The organism is Massilia sp. Root418 (genome assembly GCF_001425265.1).
Lineage (GTDB): Bacteria > Pseudomonadota > Gammaproteobacteria > Burkholderiales > Burkholderiaceae_D > Rugamonas.
Genome location: NZ_LMEC01000011.1, coordinates 206,751 through 233,506 on the forward strand (window position 1 = coordinate 206,751; position 26,756 = coordinate 233,506).

Below are 26,756 nucleotides of genomic sequence, written 5' to 3' on the forward strand. Positions count from 1 at the left end.
GGGTTAGGGGCGGCCGTGGCCCGGTTCGCGGCCGGGCACGGCGTTCGGCGTCAGGCGGCGCACGATGTACAGGGGGCGCTTCTTGACCTCGTCGAAGGTCTTGCCCAGGTACAGGCCGAGGATGCCCAGGATGCCGATGATCAGGCCGCCGATGAAGTACAGCGACACCATCATGCTGGCCCAGCCCGGAATGGCGGTGCCGTGCAGCAGGGCGCGGCCCAGGATCCAGCCGCCGAAGCCGAACGACACGGCCGCCATGCTCAGGCCCAGCGTGACGGCCATGCGCAGCGGCTTGTCCGAGTAGGCCAGGATGGTGTCGGCCGCCAGCTTGCGCAGCTTGGCGAAGGTATAGGTGGACTTGCCGTCCAGGCGTTCGGCGTGCTGCACGCGGATGCCGGTGGTGGGGAAGCCCATCCACTGCACGTGGCCGCCGAAAAAGCGCAGCTGCTCGCGCATGCGGCCGAAATTGTCCACCACCTGGCGCGACATGATGCGGAAGTTGCCGCTGTCGCCGTCGATGTTGATGTCGGCCAGGTAGCTGAACAGGCGGTAGAACAGCCACGAGGTGGCGCGCTTGAGCAGCGGGTCCTGGCGCGGGCCGCGCAGCGCCAGCACCACGTCATAGCCCTCCTGGGCCTTGGCGTACAGGCGCGGGATTTCCTCGGGCGCGTCCTGCAGGTCGCAGTCCATCACCACCACCCAGTCGCCGCGCGCCTGGTCCATGCCGGCCGTGATGCCGTAGTGCTGGCCGAAGTTGCGGCTGAACTGCAGGCCCACCACGCGCGGGTCGGCCTGCGCCAGCCGTTCGATGACGTCCCATGAGCGGTCCGGGCCGCAGTCTTCCACCAGCACGATTTCAAAGTTCGGGCTGATGGTCTGCAGCGCCGCGCTCAGGCGGCGGTACAGTTCGTCGAGCATGGTTTCGGCCCGGTACACCGGGATCACGACGGAAACGACGGGGGGCGGGGAGAGCGTTTGTGCTTGCATTATTGTCCTGCGCCGGCGGCTGCCGGCTTGCTGATGGGTGAAGGAAGGGCGGGCGCGCGCACCAGCTCGATCGAGCGCAGCGCCACGCGGCCCGTGCCATTGACGAAGGCGCGCAGTTCGACCAGGCCGGTGCGCCGGGCCAGCGTGAACGGCACGCTGAGGCGCTGGCGGCCGTTGCCGCTGAGCGTGCGCTGGCCGTGCACGGTGGCACCGGCGGCCGAGCTCACGTCCACGTGGCCGACGCCGGCGCCGGCAGGCGCGTCCGGCGCGCCGGCGATGTCCACCTCGAAGGTGGCGATATAGTTGCCCGGCCGGACAGCGAGGGCGGGCCCGAAGTGCAGGGTGCCCTGTTCGCCCGGCTGGGCCACCAGCCCGCCGTCCGGGGCGGGCTGGCCGACCGTGTGCGGCGAGGCCGCACCCACCGCGAAGCGGGCCGGCGTGGCGTAGCTCAGGTCCCAGCCCGGCAGCGCAGCCAGGTTGCCGGCAAATTCCAGCACGTTCGCTTCCTCGAAGCGCAGCGTGCGCACCGGCGCGCCCGCCAGCGCGGCCAGCGCGGGCAGGTTGATCTGTTTGAGCTCGTCGTCGCCCAGCAGCAGGAAGGTCTTGCCGCTCCAGTAGGCGCGTTCGTACCAGCGGTTCGAGCCCAGGCCGCGCATCGGCGCCGGCAGGCCGTTCTCGATGACGATCTGGCGCACCCGCACGCGCTCGCCGCTCAGCACCGTGAGCTTGCCGGCGTTCCAGTAGCTGGCGTAGCCGTACTGCAGCCCGTTTTGCTGGAGGAAGTCGAGCAGGCGCGTGTCGCGGGTTGGCATGTGCATCGACGGCGGGGCCGGAAAGATCATGGCGTAATAGTTCAGGTAGGCGCCCGGCGCGCTGGTGGCCAGCACGGCGATGGCAGCCGCGCCCGCATAGCGGCCGAACGCCGGCAGCGCCTTGCCGTCCACGATCACGCCGGCAAACACCAGCAGCATGCACAGCAGCGCCGGCACCAGGTAGCGCACCGAGCTGATCATCGCTTCCGTGCCGCCCATGTCGGCCAGCGTGGTGGTCAGCAGGATGAACAGGTTGATGCCCAGCGCGGCGGCGGTGAATACGGCCACGAACAGGCGGCCCCGGTGCTGGCGCTGGAAGGCCTTGGCCAGCGTCCAGGGCAGCAGGGCCAGCAGCGCCACGCCGGCCACCAGCCGCACCGCCTGGTACACGCCGGCTGCCGTCAGCACGGCCTTGCCGCCGGTGGGCAGCGCGCCCAGCACGCCCAGCAGGCCCTGCAGCGTGCCCAGCAGCTGGTGCTGCATGCCGGCGAAGTCCAGCCAGTTGAGGGCGGCCAGGCCCTGGTGGTTGATCACGTGTGCCAGCGTGCGGCGGTTGAGCAGCACCCCGGCCGCCAGCGCTGCCAGCACCACGGCCATGGCGCGCCAGTGCGCGGCCGGCGCGGGCGCCGGCCCGTCCGCGCCGGCCGCGTCCTGGCGGTCGGCCAGCATGAGGGCGGCGGCGGCCAGCAGCAGCGGCAGGGCAAAGAACACCAGCGCGCGCTGGGGGTTGGACCAGAAGGCCAGCACGGTCAGCAGGGCCAGCAGCGTGGCCCAGCCCCAGCGCGCGCGGCCGGCGCTGCGCGTCATCGACCAGTAGCCCTGCAGCATGAAGCAGGTCATGTAGAACAGGGTGCCGTAGGCGGCCTGGCCGTACACGTGTTCGGCCAGCATCACCGTCATGCCGCTCGACAGCAGCACCATGCTCACCAGCCGCGCGGCCGGCGACTGCCCCAGCAGGCCGGTGAGCTTCCAGCCGCCCAGCAGGATCAGGGCGGCCGACAGCAGCGAGGCGGCCGCGTGCAGGGCGAAGCTGTTGCGCGCCAGCGGCAGCAGCGCCAGGATGAAGGCGTGGTTGAACAGCACCCACACGTCGTTGTTAATGTAGTTCCACTCGGGCGGGAAGAAGCGGCCGGTCTCGAACATTTCCTGCGCCAGCAGGTTCTTCACGGCGGCGTCCGCGTGAAAGATCAGCTGGTAGCCGAAGACCAGGAAGAACGCCAGCATCAGCAGGTTCAGCGCCAGCAGTGCCAGCAGCCATTTGCGGCCTGGTTTGCTTGTGATGGAAAGGGGAAACGGCATAGGCAGCTAGTTGCAATCGAGCGCGCCATGATAGCACGCCATTATTAATTAGATAATATTGAAGCCAGCCGTGCAGGCCGGCTTCGCTCAGGCCGGCAGCCGCACCAGGCTGACCTGGTACACCAGCATCTTGCTGATGCCGTTGGTCAGCACCCGGAACTCCAGCAGCTTGGTCGGCTCGCGCACGTCGATCTGCAAGGTCAGCAACTGGCGGCCGCTGCCGGTGACGGTGCGGCGTGCGAACGACGTCACGCCGGCGGCTGCCACCACGTCCACTGCGCCCAGTTCGGCGCCGGCCGGCGCCGCGCCGGTTTCCAGGTCGAAGCTCACCGCGTAGCGGCCGGGCTCGATATCGATATAAGGGCCGTAGTGCAGCCAGCCCGGGGTGCCCGCTTCGCCGACCAGCGCGCCTGCCTTGGCGTCGTAATGGCCGGTGTGGTGCGGGCTGCGCTCGGACACGGGGAAATGCGTGGGCGCGCTGACCCGCGGATTCCAGGATTGCATCACGGCCAGGTTGGCCGGGTAGACCAGGATGGTCATGTCGCCGTGGCGCAGCGTGCGCTGCGGCGCGCCCACTTCGGCGGCCAGGCGCGCCAGGTCCACCTGCGCCAGTTCGCCCTGGGTCAGCATCAGGAAGGTTGGACCGCTCCAGGCGGCCGGCTGGTACCAGCGGTTGGACGCCAATTTGCGCATCGGCATCGGCACGCCGCCCTCGATGACCACCTGCCGCACTTTCACCTCGTGGCCGCTCAGCACGGTGAGCTTGCCCGCGTTCCAGAAGCTGGCGTAGCCGTAGTGCAGGCCGTTCGCGCGCAGGTAGTCCAGCAGGTTGTTTTCCGGGCTGGGCAGGTTGATGGCCGGCGGCAGCTTGAAATGCTGGTTGTAGGGCGACAGGTAGGACGGCGCCGCGCTGGTGGCCAGCAAGGCCAGCGCCAGCACCGCCGCCGCGCGCGCCGGCAGGCTGCCGCTGGGGCGGTCCACCACTTCGCCCACGGTCAGCATCAGCAACAGCAGCACGCCGGGCACCAGGTAGCGCACCGAGGCGGTGGGCGCGGACATGTCGGCCAGGGTGGTGGTCAGCATGATCAGCAGGTTCAGGCCCAGCATGGCCGAGGCGAACACCGCCACGAACAGGCGGCCGCGGTGCGCGCTGCGCAGGGCGCGGCGCAGCGCCAGCGGCGCCAGCACCATCACCGTCACGGCTGCCAGCAGGCGCAGGATCTGGTACACGCCCGGGATCGACACCACCCGGGTGGCCGCGCGCGGCTCGCCGCCCAGGATGCCGAACAGGCCGCCGATGATGGCGTGCACGTTGTGCACCATGCCGTCGTAGGACAGCCAGTTCATGGCGGTCAGGCCGCGGTGGTTGATCACCTGGCGCAGCGTGTAGCTGTTGAGCGCAACGCCCACCACCAGGCCGGCCATCAGCACGCCAAGGTAGCAGCCGTGGCGCCGGCCGGCGCCGGGCGCCCCGGCCTGCCTGTCCAGCGCCCACAGCGTGCCGCCGGCCAGCAGCAGCGGCAAGCCGTAGTAGATCATCGCGCGCTGCGGATTGGCCCAGAACACCAGCGCCGCCAGCACGGCGGTGGCGGCGCCCCAGCCCCAGCGCGCGCGGCCCTGCGCCTGCGTGAGCGACCAGTACGCCACCAGCAGGAAGCAGCCGAGGTAGTAGGCTGCGCCATAGGCGGCCTGCCCGAACACGTGTTCGGCCATGATCTCGGACATGCCGCTGCTGAGCACAATCATGCTCACCAGGCGCGCCGTGGGCGACTGCCCCAGCACGCCGCTCACTTTCCAGCTGGCCCACAGCAGCAGCGCAGCCGAGATGACGTCCGAGGCCGCGTGCGCGGCAAAGCCGTTGGGCATGAAGGCCAGCAGCGGGACGATGAAGGCGTGGTTGAAGAACACCCACAGGTCGTTGTTGACGTAGTTCCATTCGCGCGGGAAGAAGCGCCCCGTCTCGACCATTTCCTGCGCCAGCAGGTTCTTCACGGCGGAATCGGAATGGAAGATCAGCTGGTAGTCGAAACCGATGAAAAACAGCAGCAGCAAGATGTTGCTGAGCAGCAGTAGTGCTAGCAGCTTGCGGGTCAAGCCAGCGGAAACGGGGAACGCCATGGGAAGCTTAGTGGGGAAAAAGAAAGGCGTGGATGATAGCACGCAGTTGTAATTTAATACACATATAAATTGGCTTACGGCAACTCAACGGTGGCGCGGCGGTGCCAGCGCTGGCCCAGCACCACGTCCAGCATCTGCTGCGTGCTTTGCTGCCAGCTCAGGCAGGGCATGCCGGACGAGGGCGGCGCCTTGCCGTCGGCGTGCAAGGCCAGCCACTGCTGCAGCGCCTTGGCCAGCGCGGCGCCGTTGGCGGCAGTGAAGTACCACGCGTGCGCGCCGGCCACTTCGCGGAACACCGGCAGGTCGCGCGCGATCACCGGCAGGCCGTGCTGCGCCGCCTCGATCAGCGGCAGGCCGAAGCCTTCCGCGGCGGACGCCGCCACCAGCGCTGCACTGCGGCGGTACAGCTGCTGCAGCGTGTCGTCGCTGGCGCGTTCCAGCCAGAACAGCCTGCGGCCCAGTTCGGGGTGCCCGCGCAGGCGCGCCTGCAGCTGCGCCACTTCCCAGCCGGGCTGGCCGACGATCACGAGGCAGCTGTCCTTGCCCTTGCCGCCGTCGCTGCCGGCGCGCCACAGCAGTTCCATCGCGTCGAGCACCTGCGCGTGCATCTTGCGCGGCTCCAGCGTGCCCACCATCAGCAGCGCGCGGCGGCCGGCAATGGCCTCCAGCACGGCCTGGTCGGCCGCGCCGCTGCCGGTGCTCGGCAGGCTGGCTTCCAGGTCCGCGCCCAGGTGGCAGTAGCCGATCGGCAGCGGCGCGGCGCGGCGCGGCGGCTGCCGCTCCAGGCGCTCGGCCAGCTCGTCGGCTACGGCGCGCGAAATGCACACCAGGCCGTCCGCCTGGCGGCACACCGTGTCCAGCCAGCGCTGGAACCACGGCGCCATGGATGGGTGGAACATGGACGGGTGGCTCAGCGGCACCAGGTCGTACACCATGAAGTACAGGCGCACGCCGTGCCGGCGCAGGCTGGCCAGCAGCGCCTCGTTGCGCGGCAGCTGGTCGGGACACAGGTCCAGGCCGAGGAACAGGTCGCCCGCGCGCACGCGGATCGGATCGGGCCCGGCGCCGCCATCCATGGCGCCGGGTGCCGGCGCGTAAGCGTAGTAGCCGCCCGCGTCGTACACGGCGGCCACGTCGTAGCCCGCCGGCGGCGCGGCTGCCAGCGCCTGGTGCATGCTGCGCACCACGCGCTGGATGCCGGACCTGGCATCGTGCCTGACCAGCTGCGACAGGTCGATCAGCAGTTGCGCCGGCGCACCGGCCAGCGGCGCCTTAGACTGCATCGGCGGTCCCTTCCGCAGCCAGGGCCGGCGCGGCCGTGCCGGCTGCCGGGCCCGCCGCCAGCGGCAGCGCCACGCTGTGCAGCGCCATGCCGCTGCGTTCCAGTTCCGCGTACAGCGCGGCCAGCGCGGCCGCCAGCGCCGGCAGGGCCGCCGCGTTGTCCAGGCCGCCCTCCGCGCCGCCGTCGAAGTGGGCCTGCTGCACGCCGATATTGCTCAGCGCCAGGTCGGCTTCCTGCGCCGGGTCCAGGCGCACCAGGCAGTCGCCCGGCTTGATGTCGGCCACGCTGTCTTCCAGGCCGAGCTGGCCGCAGCCGATGGCGTGCAGCGCGTAGCGGCGCGCGTAATAGTAGCGCTGCTCGCGCAGCAGCACCGGCTCGGCGCGCCAGCCCGGCAGCGTCTCGGCCAGCAAGGCCTTGAGCAGCGCGGGCGCGGCGGCGCCGTCGGGGTCCGCCTCGGCCAGCGCCGTCACGTCCAGCAGCAGCTGGCGCGGGCCGGCGGCCGGCGCGTTGGCGGCGATGCTGGAGGCCACCTGCAGCCAGTCCTCGTCGCTTGGCTCCATGCTGGCGCGGATGGCGCCCAGCCCGTCCAGCAAGTCCTCATAGCGCGCACGCGCACTGCTGTGGGCGAAATGCTCGATGGCGTCGCGGTACTGCGCGCCGATGCGGGCCGGGTGGTGTTCGGTGGCGATATGGTCCACGCCGCGCAGCGCTTGCGCGCGCGCTTCGTCCGGCGCGTTGCGCAGGCGTTGCATGGCCGCGCCCAGTTCATCCAGCGTGAACGCGTCCTGCAGCTTGATCACGATGTGCTCCGGCAGCTCGGCCGCCGAGCCGTGGCTGTTGATGATGGCCGGCACCTGGTGCGCCAGGCAGTCCAGCACCGTGCCCGAGGTTTCGCCGCGCGAACGGGTGCGCAGCTGCACCGCGGCGTCGGCCGCCATGAGGTAGTTGCGGTACAGCTCCTGCGAGGCGAAGCCGGTGATCTTGATGCGCGGGTGGCGCGCGATGCGGGCCGACAGCGCGTTGCCGAAACTGTCGATGGCGTTCTCGCCGACGAACACCAGGTGGCAGCGCTCGTCCGCGGCCAGCGGCGAGGCCAGCCATGCCTCGACGATCTTGTCGTTGTACTTGGTGCGGCCCAGCAGGCCGAAGGAACACATCAGGAAGTCGTCCTCGCCCATGCCCAGCGCGGCGCGCGCGGCGTCGCGCTCCAGCGCGGGCGGCAGCACGCGCAGGTGGGGAATCATGCGCCAGCCGCCGGCCTGGCGCGGGCCGTACCACAGCGCGGCCAGTTCCTGCGAATGGCGCGAATGCACCAGCACGCCGGCCGCGTTGTCCAGCACCTCCTTGTTGCACGGATAGTGGTAGTAGGACGCTTCGCGCCCCTCGGCGCGCTCGTGGGCCAGGGCCGGGTAGCCGTGCGAGGCGAACAGCGCCTTGCCGTAGCCGTCCGCCGTGCCCGAGTGCAGGTAGTTGACCGCGCCGCTCAGGTAGAAGTCGTGCAGCATCACCACGCCGGGGTGGCGCTGCAGCAGGCCGAACATGTGGGCGTGGAAGGAGGAGTTGCCGAAGTTGTACAGCACCCGGTCGTAGCGGGCGCTGTTGGCCTCGAACCAGTCCACCGAGCGCGGCGTGAAGTTGGCCTGCAGCCAGCGCTCGTCCACCGACTCCTGGGTCACCACCACGTCGATGTCGTAGTAGCGCGCCAGCTCGGGCAGCAGCTCGGCGCTGTAGTCGGCAATGCCGGAGCGCTCCGGCGGCAGCGGCGACACGTAGGCCAGGCGCGGGCGGCGCGCGGGCGCGGCCAGGCCGCCGGCCGACAGCGCGCGGCGCTGCTGCTGGCGCCGTTCATGCACCTGTTCGAACGCGTCCAGCGCCTTGCGCGCGCTGGCGTCCCAGGAGAACAGCTTGCACTGTTCCAGGCCGTGCGCGCGCAGCTCGGCGGCAAAGTCCGGCGTGGTCAGCACCTGCTGCATCTTGGCGCAGATCTCGGCCACCTTGTTCGGGTCGAACAGCGCGTCGGCGCGCCCGATCACCTCGGGGATGCTGCTGTTGTTCGAGCCGATCACCGGCACGCCGCAGGACATCGCCTCCAGCGCCGGCAGGCCGAACCCTTCCTGCAGCGAGGGGAACACGAACAGGTCGGTCAGGTTGTACAGCGACACCAGGTCGTCGTCCGAGACGAAGCCGGTCAGCACCAGGTCGCCCTTCGGGATCTTGAAGCTGGCGGCCAGCGCCTGCAGGCGCAGGCGCTCGGCCTCGCCGATGCTGCACACCACGGCCAGCTGGTACTGCGCGCGCAGCGCGCCGGGCAGCATGGAATAGGCCTCGATCAGGCCCTCGATGTTCTTGCGGTAGTCGATGCCGCCGGTGTACATGATGTAGCCGCGCGTCAGGCCGAAGCCGGCCAGCAGCGCCTTGGCGTCGGCCGGCGCCAGCGTGCGCGGCTTGAAGATGGTGTCCACCGCCGAGGAGATGTTGGCGATGCGTTCGCCCGGCAGCTGCAGCGCTTCCATCGCCTCCAGGCGCGAGTGGCCGGAAATGGCCAGCAGCAGTTCGGCGTTCTTCAGGCTTTGCAGCTTGCGGTAGTACCAGTTGGCCACGTTCGGATCGGTCAGGTAGGTCTGCTTGCGCACCAGCGGGATCAGGTCGTACAAGGTGACGGCGCTGTCGAACTGGTTGCGGCTGTGCAGTGCGGACACGCAGGCGTCCTCGCCCAGGCCTTCGAACAGGCTGGACATGTGCACCACGTCCGGCGCCAGGCTGGCCAGGTAGTGCTCGCGCACCTGCTCGGCCGCGCGCAGGCGCCAGCTGTTCTGGGTCTGGTGCTCCCAGATCTTGGCCGGCAGCGCGTAGGCGCTGATGTGCGACTGCGGCAGCAGGCCGTCGAAGCTCTTGCGCAGCACCGCCACGCTGTCCGGGAAGCGGTTGTTGAGCACGATGCGGAAGTCGTGCTGGCCGCCCTGGCGCAGCATGCCCAGCGTGAGCGCCATGGAATAGCGGCCGATGCCGCGGTGCGTGCTGGAGCCCTGGCAGGCTTGCAGGTCTAATACGATACGCATAGGTCTTGTTCTGGTCAGGAGTGGGAAGCGCGGCGGCGCAGGTCGGCGAGCACCTGGCGCGCGGCGTCGGGGATCTGGCTCGGCGCGCTTGGTGGCGGTGCACTGGGCACGGCAGCGGCGGTGGCTTGCACGTTCTGGCTTGCTTCCAGGCGCATCTTCAGCGAGCGCAGCAGCGGCACCATGAAGGGCAGGCGCGCGGCGTTGCGGCGCAGGAAGAACGACAGCTTGGGCCGCGCGATCACGTAGCGCATCGAGCGGCGCAGCACGCCCTTGCCGGCGCGCACCGCGAAGGCGCGCACGCGGCCTGGCTGGCGGCGCGCGTAGCGCACGCTGCGCAGCAGCTGGAACTTGCCCCAGCGCAGCGGACGGGTGATGCGCCACGACAGGCTGGCGTAGGTCGCCTGCAGCGTGGTTTCAGCCTGCGCCGCGCGCGCGTGCAGGCCCGGCAGCTGGCTCTCGGCGCCGCTGGCGCGCGCGGTCATGTGGGCCAGCTCGCTGGCCAGTTCCCCGGCCCGCTGTTCCATCTGGCCGGCGCGCTGCGCCTGTTCGTTGACGCGCTGCTCCAGCGTGCCGGCCTGCAGGCGCGCTTCGGCCAGCTGCTGTTCGCTGTGCTCGGCCCGCAGGTCCGCGTCGCGCGCGTGGTTGTTGGCCCATTGCGCGGTCTCTTCGGCGCGCTTGTCGGCGTCGCGCACGCGCACCAGCAGGTCGTCGATGGTGTGGCGCGCGTCGGCGATGGCTTCGGCGGTGTCGGCGCGCGCTTCGGCGGCGGCCACGCGGGCGTCGGCCAGGTCGGCGCGGGCGTTGGCGGCCAGCGCCGATTGGTGCAGGCGCTCGGCTTCGGCGGCGGCGGTGGCCGCGTGCGAGGCGGCCAGGCGCGCGCGCAGCTCCTCAAGCGGCCAGGCGCGCGGGTGGCCTTCGCACAGCACGAAACCGTCCGCCGGCTGCGCGGGCAGGGCCAGTTTGGCGGCCAGCCCGTGGTCGGCCGCGCGCTCGCCGGCCACGTAGAAATGGTTCACGCCGTCGGCCTGGGCCAGCTGGTAGCGCGCCGCCAGCAGCGCCGCCAGCGGCGCGGTGTCGGCGCGCTTGAGCACGATCACCCACGGGCGCCAGCGCTGCAGGTCCAGGCCCGCCAGCAACGCGGCCTCGGCCTGGCCGTCCGCGCTGCCGACGTCCAGGTGCAGCAGGTGGATGGCCTGCGGCGCGTGCGCCGCGCACACCGCGTCCAGCGTGGTCAGTTCCACTTCGCGCAGCAGCACGGCCTGGCTGGCCGCGCGCAGCGCCCCGGCGCGTTCCGCGTCCAGCGTGGAGCGGCCGCTGCCGGCCACTTCGTAGAAGGGCACCGGCGCGCTGCCGGCCGCGGCGGCCAGCGCCACCCCCAGGCAGGTGTCGGCCGGGCGCGCCGCGCGCAGGCGGCGCAGCAGGGTGTGTGCCGGTTCGATATTGATGCCGCGCCAGCCCTGGTTGTACAGCGCGCAGGTAAGCGAGCCGCGTTCCGGATCGGCCGCGCCGGCGTCGATGTAGAAGCCATCCTGCACGTGGCCCAGCGCGCGCCACAGCAGCGCGTCTTCGAAGTTGTCGGCGTACGAGGTCAGTATCATGCTAGCGCTCCGTGGCTGACCATCTCGATGCGCGGATCGAGCCAGCTGCAGCCTTCAAAATAGGTATGCTTCAAATTCATCACTTCGAACACCAGCGCCAGGTCGCGCCATTCGTAGTTGTCGATCAGGTGGTTGTCGGCGCTGTGCAGCGCGGTGGCCACCGAGTAGGTGCCCGGTCCCAGGTTGAGCGGGAAGCTGAAGCGGAACTCAAGCTGCTGGCCGCGCCGCACCGGCGGAATCGCGTGGCCCTTGTGGTAGGTGTTGGTGCCGAAGATGTTCTGGCCCAGGCGGTCCTTGATGCGGTAGCCCAGGGTCAGGTCGGGGATGTCGGCGTGCACGTCCACCCGCACCAGCAGGGTGACGCTGGTGCCGGTGCCGTGCACCTCGGCCGGCTCGCCGCGCTCGTTGAGCAGGGCAATGCTGCCCACGGTGGCTTCGCCGCTGCCGGAAATGGTCTGCACCTTGCCGTTTTCCGTGGTTTCCTGGCGCACGTTGTCGCCTTCGCGCTCGGCCAGCATGGCGTTGTACAGGTCCATGATCTCTTCCGGCGTGCCTTCCTTGCTCACCCGTCCGCCGTCCAGCAGGATGGCGCGGTCGCAGATCGACTGGATCGCGCCCTTGTCGTGCGACACGATCAGCAGGGTGGTGCCCAGCGCGCGGAAGGCGCGGATGCGCTCGAAGCTCTTGTGCTGGAAGTAGGCGTCGCCCACCGACAGCGCCTCGTCGACGATCAGCACGTCCGGGCGGCGCGCGGTGGCCACGGCGAACGCCAGCCGCATCTGCATGCCGCTCGAATACACGCGCACCGGCTGGTCGATGTACTCGCCGATCTCGGCGAAGCCCTCGATGTCCGGCATCAGGGTGGTGATCTCGTCGACCGACAGGCCGATCAGCTGGCCGGCCATGTAGGCGTTCTGGCGCCCGGTGAAGTCGGGGTGGAAGCCCATGCCCAGCTCCAGCATGGCGGCCACGCGGCCGTGCATCTCCACGCTGCCCACGGTGGCGGCGGCGGTGCCGGTGATGAGCTTGAGCAGGGTGCTCTTGCCGGCGCCGTTAATGCCGATGATGCCCAGCGCCTGGCCGGGGCGCACCGAGAAGGTGATGTCCTTGAGCACCCAGATGGTCTGGTGGCGCGCTTTGCCGGACGGCGAGAGCCACTCCAGCAGGCGCGCGCGGTGGCTCGGATAGCGTTTGTAGGCCTTGCCCAGGTTGCTGACTCGTATGCTGCCGTTCACAGTTCGTCCACCATTTCTCCCGCGCGCTTGCGGAACAGTTGCATGCCCAGCAGGCACAGGATGCAGGCCAGGCCCAGCGCCGGCAGCAGGCTGTCCCACTGCGGCAGCTTGTGCGCCACCAGGATGTCCTGGTAGGCCATGATCACCGGCGCCATCGGGTTCCAGTCCAGCAGGCCGCGCGCCTCGGCCGGCAGCGCCTTGACCGGGTACACCACGGGCGTGAACCAGAACCAGAACTGCAGGCTGATCGAGAAGAACTGGCCCACGTCGCGGAAGAACACGTTGAGCACCGCCAGCACCATGCCCAGGCCGATGGCCAGCAGCACCTGCACCGCCAGCACCGGGAACACGGCGAAATAAGTCCAGCCCGGGAAGTTGCCGGAGATGACAAGGAAGGCCGTGAACAGGGCGAAGATGATGGCGAAGTTCAGGCCGGCGTTCAGCACCACGATGACGGGCAGGCACAGGCGCGGGAAGTTGATCTTCTTGATCAGGCCGGCGTTGTCGATGAACACGCTTTGCGCCTTGCTGGTGATTTCGGCGAACAGGTTCCAGGTCAGCACCCCGGCGCACAGGTAGATGCTGTAGGCGAAGGTGGAGTCGCTGCCGGGCAGGCGCGAGCGCATCACCTGGGCGAACACCACCGTGTAGACCAGGATCATGGCCAGCGGGTTGAGCACGGTCCAGGCCGCGCCGAGGATGGAATTGCGGTACTTGGACTGGAACTCGCGCTGCACGCTGCCCAGGATGAAGCCGCGGTAGTTGGCGATGTTGCGCAGACGGCCCAGGATCACCATGGCTGGCCCCCGGCGCCGTATTGCGGTAAAGAAACTGTCATGTATGGATTCACAAAGAGAAAAAGGCGGCGCCAAAACGGCCGGGGCGCGCGAAACCGGCGATTATACTTTATGGTCAAACTGCTACGGCGTTCCCTCGACCAGTTTTTGCAGGGCCTGCGGCTTGACGATGATGATGCGGTGAGTTTCTTTTTGGATAATGCCCTGTTGCACCAGCGTGAGCAGCGCCCGCGTGACGGTTTCGCGGCTGGTGTTGATCATGTTGGCAATATCCTGGTGGGTGGGCAGGTTTTCCACCACGTCCGTGCCGCCCGGTTCGGTCTTTTTCATCTGCACCAGGAAGGTGTAGATGCGGCGCGTGGTGTTATTAATGCTGAGCAGGGAGCGGAATTCGGAATCGCGCTGGATCTTCGCGGCCAGGTGGCGCAGCATCTGATTGGCCACCGAGGGCGAGTGCGAAAACAGGTGCAGCGCGGCCGGCGCAGGCAGGAAGGCCACGAGCACCGGCGTCATGGCCACCACCGAGGCGGTGCGCTTGGAGCCGTTGATGACGGCGATTTCGCCGAAAAAGTCGCCCGGCGCCAGCATGCGCAGGCCGATGGCGCGGCCGTCCTCGGTCACGTCGATCACCTGCAGCTGGCCCGACAGCAGGAACAGCAGGCCGTCGCCCTCGCCGCCTTTTTGCAGCACGATATCGCGCTTGGCGTGCTGGCGGAAGCGCAGGTCAACGACGACTTTTTGCAGCTCCTCGTCGCTCAATCCAGACAGCAGCGGGATCTTGCGCAGCTGGACCTGATGCACTTGCAAATTCGAGGGCTTCCTCTCGGCTGCTGCGGCGGGCGTCTCGTTCGGCGTTGGATTCGGAGTGGTCATGAGCGTATTCTACAAAACTGTTGCGGCCAGCGGCGCGGCGCCTCCCCGCCACAGCCAGACCAGCGCGCCGGCGCAGGCGATGCCGGCCGCGTTGGCGGCCTGGTCGCGCCAGCTGAAGCCGCGCCCCGGAACCAGTTGCTGCAGGCATTCCACGAGCCAGCCGGCTACCAGCAGGCCGAGCAGGGTCCAGGCATAGGCCGCCGGCGTGGCGGCCAGCCGGGCGGCCAGCCCGGCCAGGGCGAAGTAGGCGCCGAAATGCAGCAGCTTGTCGTTGGGCAGGGGCGGCAGCCACGCATTGGGCACCAGGCAGCCGCCCAGCACCGCAGCGGCAGCGCCGGCGAACATTATCAGGTCCCACGGCATAAAAAACACAACTTTCAAGGTAAGCAATTGTAAAGCGGGCTGTAGTCTGCGTCGGCTACCGCCGGTAAGCGGCAGCGTCAATGGCACCGTCAGCGGCACCGGCCCTACCACCCATACATGTGCCAGCTCAGCTGGAGCTGGCGGGCGCGGTACTGGAACAGCGACACGTTGTCGCGGTTGTTAGTCACGCGCCATTCCAGGTGCAGCGCCTGGTCGCGCGTGAGCGGATAGACCACGGTGGCGCGCGCCGAGGTGATGGCCTGGCGCCGCACGGTGTCGATCAGGCCCGGCGAGTAGGGCTGCTGGCCGGCCCAGTGGTTGCGGTTGAGCTCGAACTCGCCCTTGAGCGGGCCGAACAGCGGGCGCTGCACGCCCAGCCGCGCTGACCAGCCGTCGCGGTCGCCGCCCGGGCGGTTGCCGCTGGCGTGGTCGTGCACGTAGCCGGCGCTGAACTGTGCCTGGGTCGGTTCGCCCCGGTAGGACAGCACCGCGCGCAGCTCGGCGGTGCCGCCGTCGAATTCGCTCAGCGTCTTGTAGGTGGTGTAGCCCATGCCGGCCTGCAGGCTCAGCTCCAGGCGCTCCGGCAGCTTCCAGGGCGGCGTGGCGCGTACCTGGAGCAAGCCCTGCTCCTGGTACAGCCGCCCGCCCAGGGTGAGCGCGCCCAGGGTGGCCGTGCCGCGCAGGCGCCAGCGTCCCCAGCGCCACGGATGCTCGGCCCCCACCAGCAGGGCGGCGGTATTATAACTGGACAGCGAGTCGTGGCGGCGCAGCTGCAGCTGCACGAAGCCGACGTCGCCGTTCTGGCCCAGTTCGCGCAGGTAGTCGCCGGTGAGGGCGCTGTACTGGTCGCTGCGCGGCAGGTATTCCGGCAGCAGCTCCAGCGGCTTGCCGTTTTCCGGCGTGTAGAACTGGCTGCTGGCGCCCTGGTTGACGTTGCTGTCCGTGCCGCGCGCCACCGCCAGCGCCCACTGGCTGAGCGCCTTGGGGCCGCGGCAGCCGCCCTTGCGCTGCTGTTCGATGATGTCCATGATGCCTGCGCCCGGATTGAAGCGCTGTTCCACGTCGCGGAACAGCGCTTCGGCCTGGCGCTGGTTGCCCAGCGCGCAGTGCAGCATGGCCAGGTCCAGCCATTCGCCGGCGTTCTGCGGGCCCTGGGCCGTCATCTGGGCCAGGATCTGGCCGGCCTCGGTCTGGCGGCCGTCGGAAATGGCCTGCAGGGCACGCAGATACAGGTCTTCGGCCTCCGCCGCGTGGGCGGAGGAGCCGGCCAGCATCATGGCGCACAGCAGGGCGTGCAAACGTTTGATCAAGGCATTCCTTCTGCTGGCGCCAGGGCGGCCAGCGTGTAAAGCGTAGTAGGGCGGTCGCGGCCGCGCAACAGGGTTTCGCCGATGCGGCGCAGCGGCTGGCGCCGCGCCAGGGCGGCCGTGCCGGGGCCCACGATCACATCATACGGATAGTCGCGCGCGGCCGTTTCCAGGCGCGAAGCGACGTTCACGCTGTCGCCCACGGCGGTGTAGATGCTGCGCGAGGACGAGCCGAAGTCGCCGGCCATGGCGCTGCCGCTTTCGATGCCGATGCGCACCCGCACCGGCGCCAGGCCGCGCGCGGCGCGCGCCGCGTTGAAAGGGCGCAGCGCGGCAATGATGGCTTCGGCCGCCTCCAGCGCCTGGTCGGCATGGTCCGGTACGGCCAGCGGCGCGCCCCAGAACGCCACCAGGCCGTCCCCGGTGTATTTGTCCAGTGTGCCGCGCGCCGCCAGCACCGGACCGGTCAGGCAGTCGAGGAAGTCGCGCGTGAGCTGCGCGGCCTGCTCCAGCGGCAAATTGGCCACGTGGCTGGTGTAGCCCTGCATGTCGGCGATCAGCGTGGTCACCTCGCAGAGGCTGGGCGCCAGCGGGTCGGCCAGGTCGCTGCGCAGCAGCTCGTCCACCACCGCATCGGCCACGTACTGGCGCAGCGTGCCGAGCAGGCGGCGCGACTGGCGCTGCGCCTGCTGCCAGGCGAACGGCACCCCGGCCGCCAGCAGGAACAGGATGCTCCACAGCGGGCCCACGGTGGAAAACACCGCGTCGTGCGGGGCCGCCACGTAGGCCAGTGCCAGCCACAGCGCGCCGGCCGTGCACAGCAGCGCCACGTTGGCCAGCGCGGACAGGCGCGGCAGGGTCCACGCCGTGAGCAGGGCCAGCGCGCCGGTGTACACCAGCGCGATGGCGCGCCCCGGCCAGGGCGACGGCGCCAGGCCGGCGCGCGCATCGAGCTGGGCGGTGAGGGCGGCCGCATGCACCAGCAGGCCGCTGGTGTTGGCGCTGATGGGGGTGGCCACGCGGTCGGACAGGCCCAGCGAGGACGAGCCGATCAGCACCAGCTTGTCCCGGATCAGCTCGGCCGGCGCGCTCAGGTCGAGCACGGCGGCGGCGGGGATGACCGCGTAAGCGTTCCAGCTGCGGCTGTAGGGCAGGCGGCGCAGGCCCTGGCCCGCGGCCATGCCGCCGGTCGGGCCGGCTGCGGGGGCGGCGCTGCCGCTAGATGTGGTGCCGCCGCAGCAGCCGAGCAGGGCCAGCGACAGCGTGGGAAACAGCCGTCCCTCGAACCAGGTCTGCATGGGCAGGCGCCGTATCATGCCGTCCTGGTCGGGAATGAAGCCGATATTGCCGATGTGGGCCGCGCGCCCCAGGCCGGCGTGGTTGGCCACGTAGCCGCTGGCCGCCAGCGCGCCGCCGCGCGGCCCCGGCGCGCCGCCGGTGAGCTGGCCCACCCGCAGCGGCAGGTTGCCGTTGAAGTCGAACGCCTGCGGCAGCACCACCGGGCCGTGCTCGGCCAGGACGGCAAGGCGCTCGTCGCCGCCGGCGTCGGCGCGCTCGGGTAGTACCAGGTCCAGCGCCACGCCGCGCGCCCCGTAGTGGCCCAGCAGCTGCTCCACCAAGGTGGCCAGGCGCTCGCGAGGCCAAGGCCACGGCCCGGCCTTGGCCAGGCTGGATTCATCGATGTCGATCACCGCCATGCGCTCTTCCGGCGCGTCCGACGCCTGCACCCGCACCAGCTGGTCGCGCAGCCATTCGTCCACCAGCTGGGTGCCCGGTCCGCCGGCTTGCCACTGCGGCCAGGCGGTCAGCAGCACCGCCACCAGCGCGATCAGAACGCGGATGGCGGCAACGGGCACTTCCGGAAGGCGTTGCAGGACCGATAACTTCATGTCGAAAATGTGGTGCGCGCCCAGTAGCGCGCAAGCAGGAAATAACCTGTAAGTATAACGCTTAGCCGGGGGATGCAGTAAGAATAGTTGCTGCTAATGCATCAAAAATTTCACAGAGGGTCGCGCCGTGTGGCATCAAAACGTGAGATTTGGTAACAGCCTTAGGTTGCCGCTGGCTGCTGCGCTACACTCCGCCGATAATCCCCAAGCCGTGTACGCAAAACGCATGCGGCTGTGATCGCTGTCACAGAAAGTGCGCAGGAAAAGCGGAAAATATGCAAAAAAGGAGTATTCCCATGGTGCCTCTCAAATTGTTCCCTCTGCCGCTGCGCGGCCTGCGCTGCGCCATCGCCGGCGCGGCTGCGGTCGTCCTTTGCGCGGCGGGCGGCAGCGCGTTTGCGGGGGAAGCCGGCCGCATCGTCTTCGTCAGCGGCGACGTGCGCAGCACCAAGGGCGAGGCCGCCATGGGCGACGCCATCCAGGAGGGCGATGAGCTCAGCACCGGCAAGAACGGCTACGTCTATCTGAAAACCGTGGACAACGGCCTGCTGATCCTGCGCCCGGGCAGCCGCGCGCGCATTGTTTCCTACTATATAGATAAGGCCAACCCGGCCAACACCCGCGTCAAGCTGGAATTGCTCTCCGGCGTGGCCCGCGCCGTGTCCGGCGACGGCGTAAAGCAGGCGCGCCAGAATTTCCGCTTCAACACCCCTGTGGCCGCCATTGGCGTGCGCGGCACTGACTTTACTGTCTATACCGACCAGGAAACGTCCAACGTCACCGTGCTGTCGGGCGCTATCGTCGTCAGTGGCTTCGGCGGCGCCTGCGCGCCGGGCGGCAGTGGTCCGTGCGAACACGCGGCCAGCCGCGAGCTGGCTGCCGGCCAGGTCGGCCAAGTGCTCCAGGTTAAACGCGGGGAAGCGGTGCCGCGCGTGCTGAGCAGCGGTGCGCTCGTGCCGGACCAGGTGGCGCCGCCGCGCCCCGACGAGCCGACCGCCAAGACCGGTGCGCCGTCCGCCCCACCTCCTCCGCCGATGACGATAGGTGAGCCTATTTTGGATCCCCAGAAAGCCTCGGCCGCGCTGCAGCAGCAGAGTTTCGTGGTGCGCCAGGCCGAAGTGGCGACGCCGCCGCCATCCACCAATCAGCCCACGTTGCCGGCGGTGCCGCCTATCGTTGAGGTGCCCGATGCGGGCCCCGTTGTCACTCCGTCCGATCCGGTCGTTGTGCCGCCAACTGATCCGGTGGTGGTGACGCCGCCGCCGCCGGTTATTCCGTCCAAGCAGATTGTTTGGGGGCGCTGGGCTGCCGTAATGAACCAGCCTGCTACGATTGAGCCAGCCAAGCTGGTGGCGGAAAAAGCAAAGCGCATGGCGCAAAACTCGTATTATTCGATTTTTTTGACCGCCGGTGCAGATTGGCAGGTGCCGCAGCAAGGCACCATGGGATTCGCGCTGCGTAGCAGCGAAGCGTTCTTACTGGACATTCCTACTCAGTCCATGAGTTCGGCCAGCGTTCAGAACGGTGTATTGCAGGTAGATTTCGGCAAGGGGACCTTTGCGACGTCCTTGGACTTCGTGGCCGGCGCCGACACTTATAAGCTTAGGTCTGAAGGTTACGTTGGTAGTAATGGCCAATTAAGTGGCAAGCCCGAGGTAATCCGACCGACGAATATGACAGTCAACGGTACGCTTGGTCCGGACGACAATGCCGCCTACATATTCTCGTCGAAGCTGAATGCCACCAAGTCCGCCAACGGCATTACATATTGGACCAAATAGTTTCTATTCCTCTCATCCATACAAAGCCGGGTGCCGCAGCGAACGCGCGGCACCCGGCTTTTTCTTTGCAATCTACGCAGCTTATAAGTTCAGCCGTTTTTGTTTCGACGCGGGGTTGACTCAGGCGTTACAACTCTGTACAACCGAGCCAGTTTGTAAACCTGTAACTATTGATTTCCCCACAGTGTTCTCCGATAATGCATCGCGGGCTTTTTTATCGAAATATTTGTGTAAAAAAACTGACAAATGCCTTGACGTGTGACGTGCGTCACATAAATCGCAAATGTCTTCTGCCATGATGGCAACCGTAGTACTGCAAGCATCTCAGCAAGCAGCTCACCAATCTCTAGGAGTGTTTTTAATGGCTACCACCGTTACCGAAATTCAAGCATTGTACGTTGCTTACTTCAACCGTCCAGCCGACGTGCTGGGCCTGCAATTCTGGCTGGACCGCGCCAATGCATCGCCAAACGGCGCCGACTCCGTTGCTAACGAATTCAGCAACTCGGACGAATACCGCGACCTGTACGCTAACAAGACTTCGGCTGAGATCGTCGACGCTATCTACATGAACCTGTTCGGCCGTCACGCTGAAGCAGCTGGCCTGGTTTACTGGGCAAACAAACTGAACACCGGCGAACTGAACATCGGTAACGTTGCTCGCATCATCTCGCAGAGCGCACAAAACGAAGACCAAGTAGCGATCGACTCCAAAGTCAGCGCTGCAGAACAGTTCACCGCTTCCCTGACCGACGCTTCGGAAATCCTGGGCTACTCGGGCGACGCAGCAAACGCTGTCGCTAAGACCTGGCTGTCGGGCGTTAAAGATGAAGCCACCCTGGCCGCAGCTACCACCGAAGCCGCTCTGCAAGCCGTTTCCGACGCAGCTGTTGATGCACACGACGGTGAAGTCAACGTACCGACCACCTCCGTTCTGACCAAAGGTCTGGACAATGTCAATGGCGGCGCTGGTAGCGACCTGATCATCGGTGCTATCGATTCCGGCAACAGCGAACTGAACACCCTGAGCGGCATCGACAACATCAACGGCGGCGCCGGCATCGACACGCTGAAAATCGCTCACAACACCGGTACCATCACCCTGGGCAACCTGTCCAACGTTGAAATCGTCACCATCGAGAGCGCTACTGCAGTGACCCTGGACGCATCGACCGTTGTCGGCGTGACCAACCTGAACATCGCTAAAGCCGGTGGTAACATCGATGCAACCGCAGCTGCATCCACCAGCGTTAATGTGTCGCTGAAAGACGGCGGTACCGTTAAAGTCAGCGGCGGCAAAGACGTGAACGTTGCCCTGACCGACAACACCCACAACATCGACGTCGGCGCGACCGGCACCGATCCAGTTGGCGCAGTGACCATCACCACCACCGGTGCTGCTGCGATCAACAACACCAACGTAACCATGGGCAACATCAGCGTTGGCGGTGGCAAGACAGTTAATGTAACCCAGCACGCTACCAGCAATGCTGGCGCGATCGTGGCTGACGCCGTGACCGAAACTGTTACCCAAGGTAACGTGGTTGTTACCGCTTCCGCTCTGACCACCGACGTGACCGTTACCCAAGACGCAACCGTGGCCGCTGCCAGCCGCGTTGCAGTTACCGGCGCCACCGAAGTTGCCAGCGTGAAGTTCACCAAGCTGAATTCCGGCGAATCCGTCACCGTAGGCAGCCTGACCTTCACCGCCGCTAAAGACCTGACCGCCGCTGAAGTGGCTCAAGCCTTCGCAAACGTGGGCACGAGCGCCGTTCTGCCAACGCAGATCGCTGGCTCCCCAACCACCGCCACCGGTGACACCAACGGCTCCAGCGCAGCAGCCAACGGTATCTTTACCGGCGCCCTGCTGGCAAACTGGAGCACTGCTGCTTCGGCTGACGACACCGTCGTGTTCAACGGCAAGGCCAACACCGCGTTGACCGACCTGATCGCAACCGCCAAAGCCACCGTTACCACGACCACCCAAGGCGTGGCCGCCGTTACGGCCAAGAACACCCTGGGTGTTACCGCTGGTACCGTCACCATCGACGGCGGTGTAGCTCTGAAAACCGTAACCGTGGACGGCTTCGCTGCTTCCACCGGTGTCGCTGGCGTCAACGGCTCCACCAACACCGCGCTGGACACCATCAAGCTGTCGAACGGCGCTAGCTTCACCGTTGACAGCGCTGCTGCCACCCTGGCACTGGCACTGAACAACGTTGACGGCACCGTCACTGTTGCCGCTGGCGCCAAGACCATCAACGCGCAAGTTGACGGCGCTGATGTTGACACCGTTCTGGCATCGGGTTCCGCTGAAACCATCAACGTTACCGGCGCAGGCAACGTGGTAGGCGACACCACCTCCGGTCTGACCGCTGCTAAGGCAATCAGCACCGTTGGCCTGACCGGCACCGCTACCTTCACCATCGCTAACGGCACCGCAACCACCTTCACCGGCGGCGCTGGTGTTGACACCGTTACCGTTTCGAACGCTGGCACCGCAATCACCAAGGCAATCGACCTGGGCGCTGGCGATGATTCGCTGACCCTGAACGGCACCGTTGTTGTTCCTACCGCAGCCCTGAACGGCGGCGACGGCACCGACACCATCGGCCTGAACGGCGCTAGCGCTGCAACCCTGTCGGCTAACGGCGACTTCGCAGGCAAGATCAGCGGCTTCGAGAAACTGGCAATCACCGACACCGTTGGCACCGCTACCACCGTCAACATGGCTAACATGGACGGCATCACCTACGTGGTCAGCAACAACTCGACTGCTGTTGGTACTTCCGCTACCAAAGAAGTGTTCACCGTTGACTTCGCCACCTCCGGCACCATCACTGGCGCTGACCGGATTGTCTTCGACGGCGTGACCGTGACCCTGGCTGGCGGCGAATCCGCAGCGCAGATCGCTGCTAAGTTCGTCGGTCAAACCTACGGCAACTGGGTCGCAACCGGCCTGAACGGTTCCGTAGTGACCTTCGAAGCCATCAATCCAGGCGCAGTGACTCCAAACGTGACCGCTGCTAGCTTCGTCGTAACCGACGTGGATGCAACGACTGCTGCTGTAGTTGCTGCCGCGCCAAGCGCTCAAGGTACCGTTAGCTACACCCTCGACCTGACCGGCGTGGCACTGTATGACACCGACACGCTGACGATCGGCGGCCAAACCGTCTACACCGCTCCTGCCGCTACCACTCTGCAAAACGCTACGGCTGTGAAGGCTGGTGCAGTTGCGACTGGTACCGTCACCATCGGTGGCGTGGTGTACACGATCTCTGCCGGTACCGGTAATAACATCATTCTGACCACCAGCAACGTAGCTCCTGCTGCAACCCTGACGTTCGCGGCAGTTGACACTGGCGCTGACGGTAACGGCTTCGCTGCTGGCACCCCGGCTGTGGTAGCTAAGGTAAACGCTGCTTCCGAAGCGTTCTCGGCTAACTTCGCTACCTCCGGCGCGATTGAAGATGGCGACACCATCGTGTTCGATGGCGTAACCATCACGCTGGCAACCGGCAACACCCCGACCCAGATCGCAGCTGCTGTTGCTGCTGGCACCTACGCCAACTGGACCGCCGTACAGAGCGGCACCTCGGTTGACTTCGTTGCCAAGACTGCCGGTGTGAAGGCTGACGTAGTGAGTAACGACTTCGCTATCACCAACGTCAACGTACTCAACAACGCGACCGCACCTAAGGCTGTTGTCGTCACCACCAGCGAAGGTGCTGGTGCCGGTGCAGGTAACGCTGCTCTGACCATCGACAAGCTGGCTAACGCTGGTACCGTTGAACTGGTTGCCGCTGGTGCTGGCGTCATCGTTAAGATGGCTGATGCTTCCGGTTCGGCAGACAGCTTCAACCTGGTAACCAAGGTTGATGCTAGCGATCTGTCCTTCGGTACCGTGACCGTTGCAGGCGTTGAAACCATCAAGTTCAGCGCTATCGACCTGGACACCACCACTGTTAATACCGCTAGCGTGACCCTGAAGGCAGACAAGGCAACGGCCCTGACCATCGACGGTTCGTCGAACGTGACCCTGACCCTGGATGCGACCACCACCAAGCTGGCTACCATCGATGCAAGCGCTCTGACCGGCAAGCTGGCTGCTTCGGCTAACGGTTCGGTTGCAATGACCATCACCGGTGGCGCTGGTGCCGACACTCTGCACGCTTCGGTTGGTACCTCGGCTAAAGCTGACGTGATCAACGGCGGTGCTGGCAAGGACGTCATCTACGCTGGTACCAACGGTGCTCATCTGACCGGTGGTGACGGCAACGACCTGTTCATCGTGACCGCTGCTTCGGCTTCGGAAGGCAATAAAGAGTCGAACACCTACTCTGAAATCCTGGACTTCAAAGCTGGCGACCTGCTGCAACTGCAAGCCTACAACAACGGTACCGCTGCTGCTGCAGACGTATCGAGCCTGGGCAAGCTGACCGCGACCCTGAACGAAAGCACCGCTGTGTTCTCGGACTTCGTCAACGCAGCAATCAAGCAAGCTGATGCTGGCGCTGCAGTGTGGTTCAACTACAAGGGCGATGCCTACGTTGTTGTTGACAGCGATCTGAACAGCACGAGCGACACCTTCGCCAACGGCACCGACCTGATCGTCAAGCTGACCGGCATCAACGGCGACAACCTGAGCTTCAACTCGGACTTCGGTACCGCCGCTCTGGTGTAATCTCTTCGGAGACAGGCCTTTCCGCAAGGATGGGCCTGCACTGAAAGCTGAAAAACCCCGTCACTTCGGTGCCGGGGTTTTTTTTCGTCCGGAATTTCCCCCGTACTCAGGGTCGGGTACACTAACTGCCCTGTTTCGAATTTAGGTAACGCGTCGTGACAACGAACTATGCAATTGAGCGGATCACTACGGAGTTTGATATCAAAGAAGACCGCGTCCGGCTCTCTGGTGCACTGCCGGGAGGGGAGGCAGTTGTTATCTGGTTGACCCGCCGGATGCTGGGTTTCCTGGTGCCGGTACTGCTGGAGCGGTTGGAGCCGCTCACGCCTGCGGTCGCTGCGGTCCCGACGCCAGCGCCAGCCGATGCCTACGTCGAGCTGCGCAAGGAATTCGCCCAGCAAGCTGCTCGTGAAGCGATCCAGCCTGCGGCTCCGGTGATTGCTGCGCCTGCCAGCGGGCAGTTGTTGCCATCCTTTGTGGACGTCACGCCAAGTAATGGCGTCATTTCGCTGAGATTTCGTGACGAGGCCGGCAATACCGCGACCTTCGGCGTGACCGAAACAGGCCTGCGCCAGTGGCTGCACCTGTTGTACCGTGCCGATCAGTCCGGCGCGTGGGCCTTGGGCGTATGGCCGTCGTGGCTGCGAGGTATTCAGCAGCCAGCCCGGGACCTTGGGATGACCGTGCATTAGCGCCAGGGCCCTTCTGGTGGGCTCCATCGTGTCTTTCCAGGGGCGTCGCGTTTTTTCGTCACGATAAATAAATGTGATGTACGTCACATTTTCTGAGCGTTTTAAGCGATAATGTGTGTGCCCGGCGTGATACGCCGTTTTTGCTGTTCATGCGCTACTACTGCACTGTTAATGCACTCCATGAAAAAATTCCTGAAACCTAAGAACGAAATCGAGCAGGTGCTCGCCAAGTTCAAGAGTACCTTCCTCACCGTTGGCGCGTTCAGCGCCATCAGCAACCTGCTGATGCTGGTGCCGTCCCTCTACATGCTGCAGGTCTACGACCGCGTGCTGCCAAGCCGCAACGAGACGACCCTGCTGATGCTGACAGTGATGATGCTGGGCGCATATCTGTTCATGAGCATGCTGGAACTGATCCGCAGCTTTGTGCTGGTGCGTGTCGGCGCCAAGTTCGATATGGACATGAACAAGCGCGTCTACACGGCCGCCTTCGAGCAGAACCTCAAGACCGGCGGCGGTAACGCCGGCCAGTCGCTGATGGACCTGACCAACATCCGCCAGTTCCTGACCGGCAACGCCCTGTTCGCCTTCTTTGATGCGCCCTGGTTCCCGGTGTACCTGATCGTGATCTTTATGTTCGAGCCATCGCTCGGCGTGTTTGCGTTGTGCGGCACCATCGTATTGGTCGTGCTGGCCTTCATCAACGAACGCGTCACGCACAAGCCGCTGGCGGAAGCCAACTCGATGGCGATTGCGTCCAGCACGCTGGCGACCAATAACCTGCGCAATGCCGAGGTGATTGAGTCGATGGGCATGCTGCCCAACCTGATGGGCCGCTGGATGAAGCTGCATTCGCGATTCCTTAAGCTGCAAGCGGATGCCAGCGAAAAGGCGGGCAAAATTGCGGCCGTTACCAAGTTCGTCCAAGTATCGCTGCAATCGCTGGTATTGGGCTACGGCGCATTGCTGGCCGTCGAGGGTAAGATTACTTCGGGCATGATGATCGCTGCTTCCATCCTGGTGGGCCGCGCGCTGCAACCTGTGCAGCAAGTGATCGGCGTATGGAAAAGCTACAGCAGCACCCGTAGCGCGTACGAGCGCCTGCTCAAACTGCTGGAAGACAATCCGGAGCGCCCGGCAGGTATGCCGCTGCCCAAACCTGCCGGCACGATGGCGATTGAGGCGGTCACCGCGGCGCCGCCGGGCGCCAAGGTTCCTGTGCTGAAAGGCTTGTCCTTTGCTATTGCCGCCGGCGATGTGCTCGGCGTAATCGGCCCCAGCGGTTCAGGTAAATCCACGCTGGCCCGGCTGCTGGTGGGCATCTGGCCTGCGGCGGTTGGCAAAGTGCGCCTGGATGGCGCCGACATCTTCCAGTGGAACAAAGCCGAACTGGGTCCGCACATTGGCTACCTGCCGCAGGATATCGAACTGTTCGGCGGTACCGTGAGCGAGAATATCGCCCGCTTCGGTACCATCGATCCGGACCAGGTGGTACTTGCTGCCAAACGCGCCGGCGTGCACGACATGATTCTGCACATGGCGAACGGGTATGACACCAAGCTGGGTGACGGCGGTATAGGCCTTTCCGGCGGCCAGCGTCAGCGCCTGGGCTTGGCCCGCGCGCTGTACGGCGACCCGACCGTCATTGTGCTGGATGAACCGAATTCAAACCTGGATGACGTGGGCGAACAAGCGCTGCTGCAGGCGATTAACGACTTGCGCCAGCGCGGCAAAACTATTGTGCTGATTACGCACCGTACCAATGTGATTGGGGCGACGAATAAATTGCTGTTGCTGCGCGATGGTGTGGCTGCCGCGTTCGGCCCCACCCGCGACGTGCTGGCAGCACTGAACGATGCCAATCAAAAGGCGCTGCAATCGCAGCAGCAAGCTCAGGCGCAACAGCAAGCCGCCCAAGCACAGCAGCAAGCCGCCCAGCAGCAAGCCGCTGCACCCAAGGCGACGACGGAAGAGGAATAA

Annotated in this window: 16 protein-coding genes; 4 read left to right on the plus strand and 12 right to left on the minus strand. The window is 66.3% G+C overall.

Annotated features, from left to right (window positions below; translation table 11 throughout):
* Positions 1–3: 3 nt before the first annotated feature.
* The 12 genes from ASC94_RS08530 to ASC94_RS08585 all read right to left on the minus strand — a co-directional run bounded on the left by ASC94_RS08530 (position 4) and on the right by ASC94_RS08585 (position 17,619).
* Positions 4–987 (minus strand): glycosyltransferase family 2 protein, encoded by a 984-nt coding sequence (locus ASC94_RS08530; protein WP_082616442.1) that lies wholly within the window; start codon positions 985–987, stop codon positions 4–6.
* Entirely contained in the window at positions 987–3,098 is a 2,112-nt protein-coding gene (locus ASC94_RS08535) for a hypothetical protein (RefSeq protein WP_056393308.1), read from the minus strand. Before ASC94_RS08535 ends, ASC94_RS08530 begins: the two co-directional genes overlap by 1 nt.
* Positions 3,099–3,185: 87 nt before the next feature.
* Positions 3,186–5,216: a hypothetical protein gene (locus ASC94_RS08540; RefSeq protein WP_157201347.1), complete on the minus strand. Its 2,031-nt coding sequence runs from the start codon at positions 5,214–5,216 to the stop codon at positions 3,186–3,188.
* A gap of 74 nt (positions 5,217–5,290) precedes the next feature.
* Positions 5,291–6,499: a glycosyltransferase family 1 protein gene (locus tag ASC94_RS08545; RefSeq protein WP_056393312.1), complete on the minus strand. Its 1,209-nt coding sequence runs from the start codon at positions 6,497–6,499 to the stop codon at positions 5,291–5,293.
* Entirely contained in the window at positions 6,489–9,557 is a 3,069-nt protein-coding gene (locus ASC94_RS08550; protein WP_056393314.1) for a glycosyltransferase, read from the minus strand. Before ASC94_RS08550 ends, ASC94_RS08545 begins: the two co-directional genes overlap by 11 nt.
* Before the next feature lie 14 nt (positions 9,558–9,571).
* On the minus strand, positions 9,572–11,155 hold the full coding sequence (locus tag ASC94_RS34000) for an FkbM family methyltransferase (protein WP_056393316.1): 1,584 nt from the start codon (positions 11,153–11,155) through the stop codon (positions 9,572–9,574).
* Positions 11,152–12,390 (minus strand): ABC transporter ATP-binding protein, encoded by a 1,239-nt coding sequence (locus ASC94_RS08560; RefSeq protein WP_056393318.1) that lies wholly within the window; start codon positions 12,388–12,390, stop codon positions 11,152–11,154. The genes ASC94_RS34000 and ASC94_RS08560 overlap by 4 nt, the downstream gene beginning before the upstream one ends.
* Positions 12,387–13,187 carry an ABC transporter permease gene (locus ASC94_RS08565; RefSeq protein WP_056393325.1) on the minus strand — a complete coding sequence of 267 codons (801 nt, stop codon included), beginning with the start codon at positions 13,185–13,187 and terminating at the stop codon, positions 12,387–12,389. The genes ASC94_RS08560 and ASC94_RS08565 overlap by 4 nt, the downstream gene beginning before the upstream one ends.
* Positions 13,188–13,310: 123 nt before the next feature.
* On the minus strand, positions 13,311–14,060 hold the full coding sequence (locus ASC94_RS08570) for a Crp/Fnr family transcriptional regulator (RefSeq protein WP_082616356.1): 750 nt from the start codon (positions 14,058–14,060) through the stop codon (positions 13,311–13,313).
* A gap of 9 nt (positions 14,061–14,069) precedes the next feature.
* Positions 14,070–14,405: a VanZ family protein gene (locus ASC94_RS08575; RefSeq protein WP_229417215.1), complete on the minus strand. Its 336-nt coding sequence runs from the start codon at positions 14,403–14,405 to the stop codon at positions 14,070–14,072.
* Between the two features lie 122 nt (positions 14,406–14,527).
* Positions 14,528–15,733: a tetratricopeptide repeat protein gene (locus ASC94_RS08580; RefSeq protein ID WP_056393329.1), complete on the minus strand. Its 1,206-nt coding sequence runs from the start codon at positions 15,731–15,733 to the stop codon at positions 14,528–14,530.
* The gene (locus ASC94_RS08585; RefSeq protein WP_056393332.1) at positions 15,730–17,619 is read right to left on the minus strand and encodes a CHASE2 domain-containing protein; all 1,890 of its coding nucleotides are present in this window, start codon (positions 17,617–17,619) and stop codon (positions 15,730–15,732) included. Before ASC94_RS08585 ends, ASC94_RS08580 begins: the two co-directional genes overlap by 4 nt.
* Positions 17,620–17,915: 296 nt before the next feature.
* Between ASC94_RS08585 and ASC94_RS08590 the strand changes: the two genes are divergently transcribed.
* The 4 genes from ASC94_RS08590 to ASC94_RS08605 all read left to right on the plus strand — a co-directional run bounded on the left by ASC94_RS08590 (position 17,916) and on the right by ASC94_RS08605 (position 26,756).
* Positions 17,916–19,400, plus strand: a complete 1,485-nt coding sequence (locus tag ASC94_RS08590; protein ID WP_056393333.1) for a FecR domain-containing protein — start codon at positions 17,916–17,918, stop codon at positions 19,398–19,400.
* 361 nt (positions 19,401–19,761) lie between these two features.
* Positions 19,762–24,084: a DUF4214 domain-containing protein gene (locus ASC94_RS08595; RefSeq protein WP_162251403.1), complete on the plus strand. Its 4,323-nt coding sequence runs from the start codon at positions 19,762–19,764 to the stop codon at positions 24,082–24,084.
* A gap of 155 nt (positions 24,085–24,239) precedes the next feature.
* Positions 24,240–24,776: a hypothetical protein gene (locus ASC94_RS08600; protein ID WP_157201348.1), complete on the plus strand. Its 537-nt coding sequence runs from the start codon at positions 24,240–24,242 to the stop codon at positions 24,774–24,776.
* Positions 24,777–24,956: 180 nt separating this feature from the next.
* Entirely contained in the window at positions 24,957–26,756 is a 1,800-nt protein-coding gene (locus ASC94_RS08605; protein WP_056393340.1) for a type I secretion system permease/ATPase, read from the plus strand.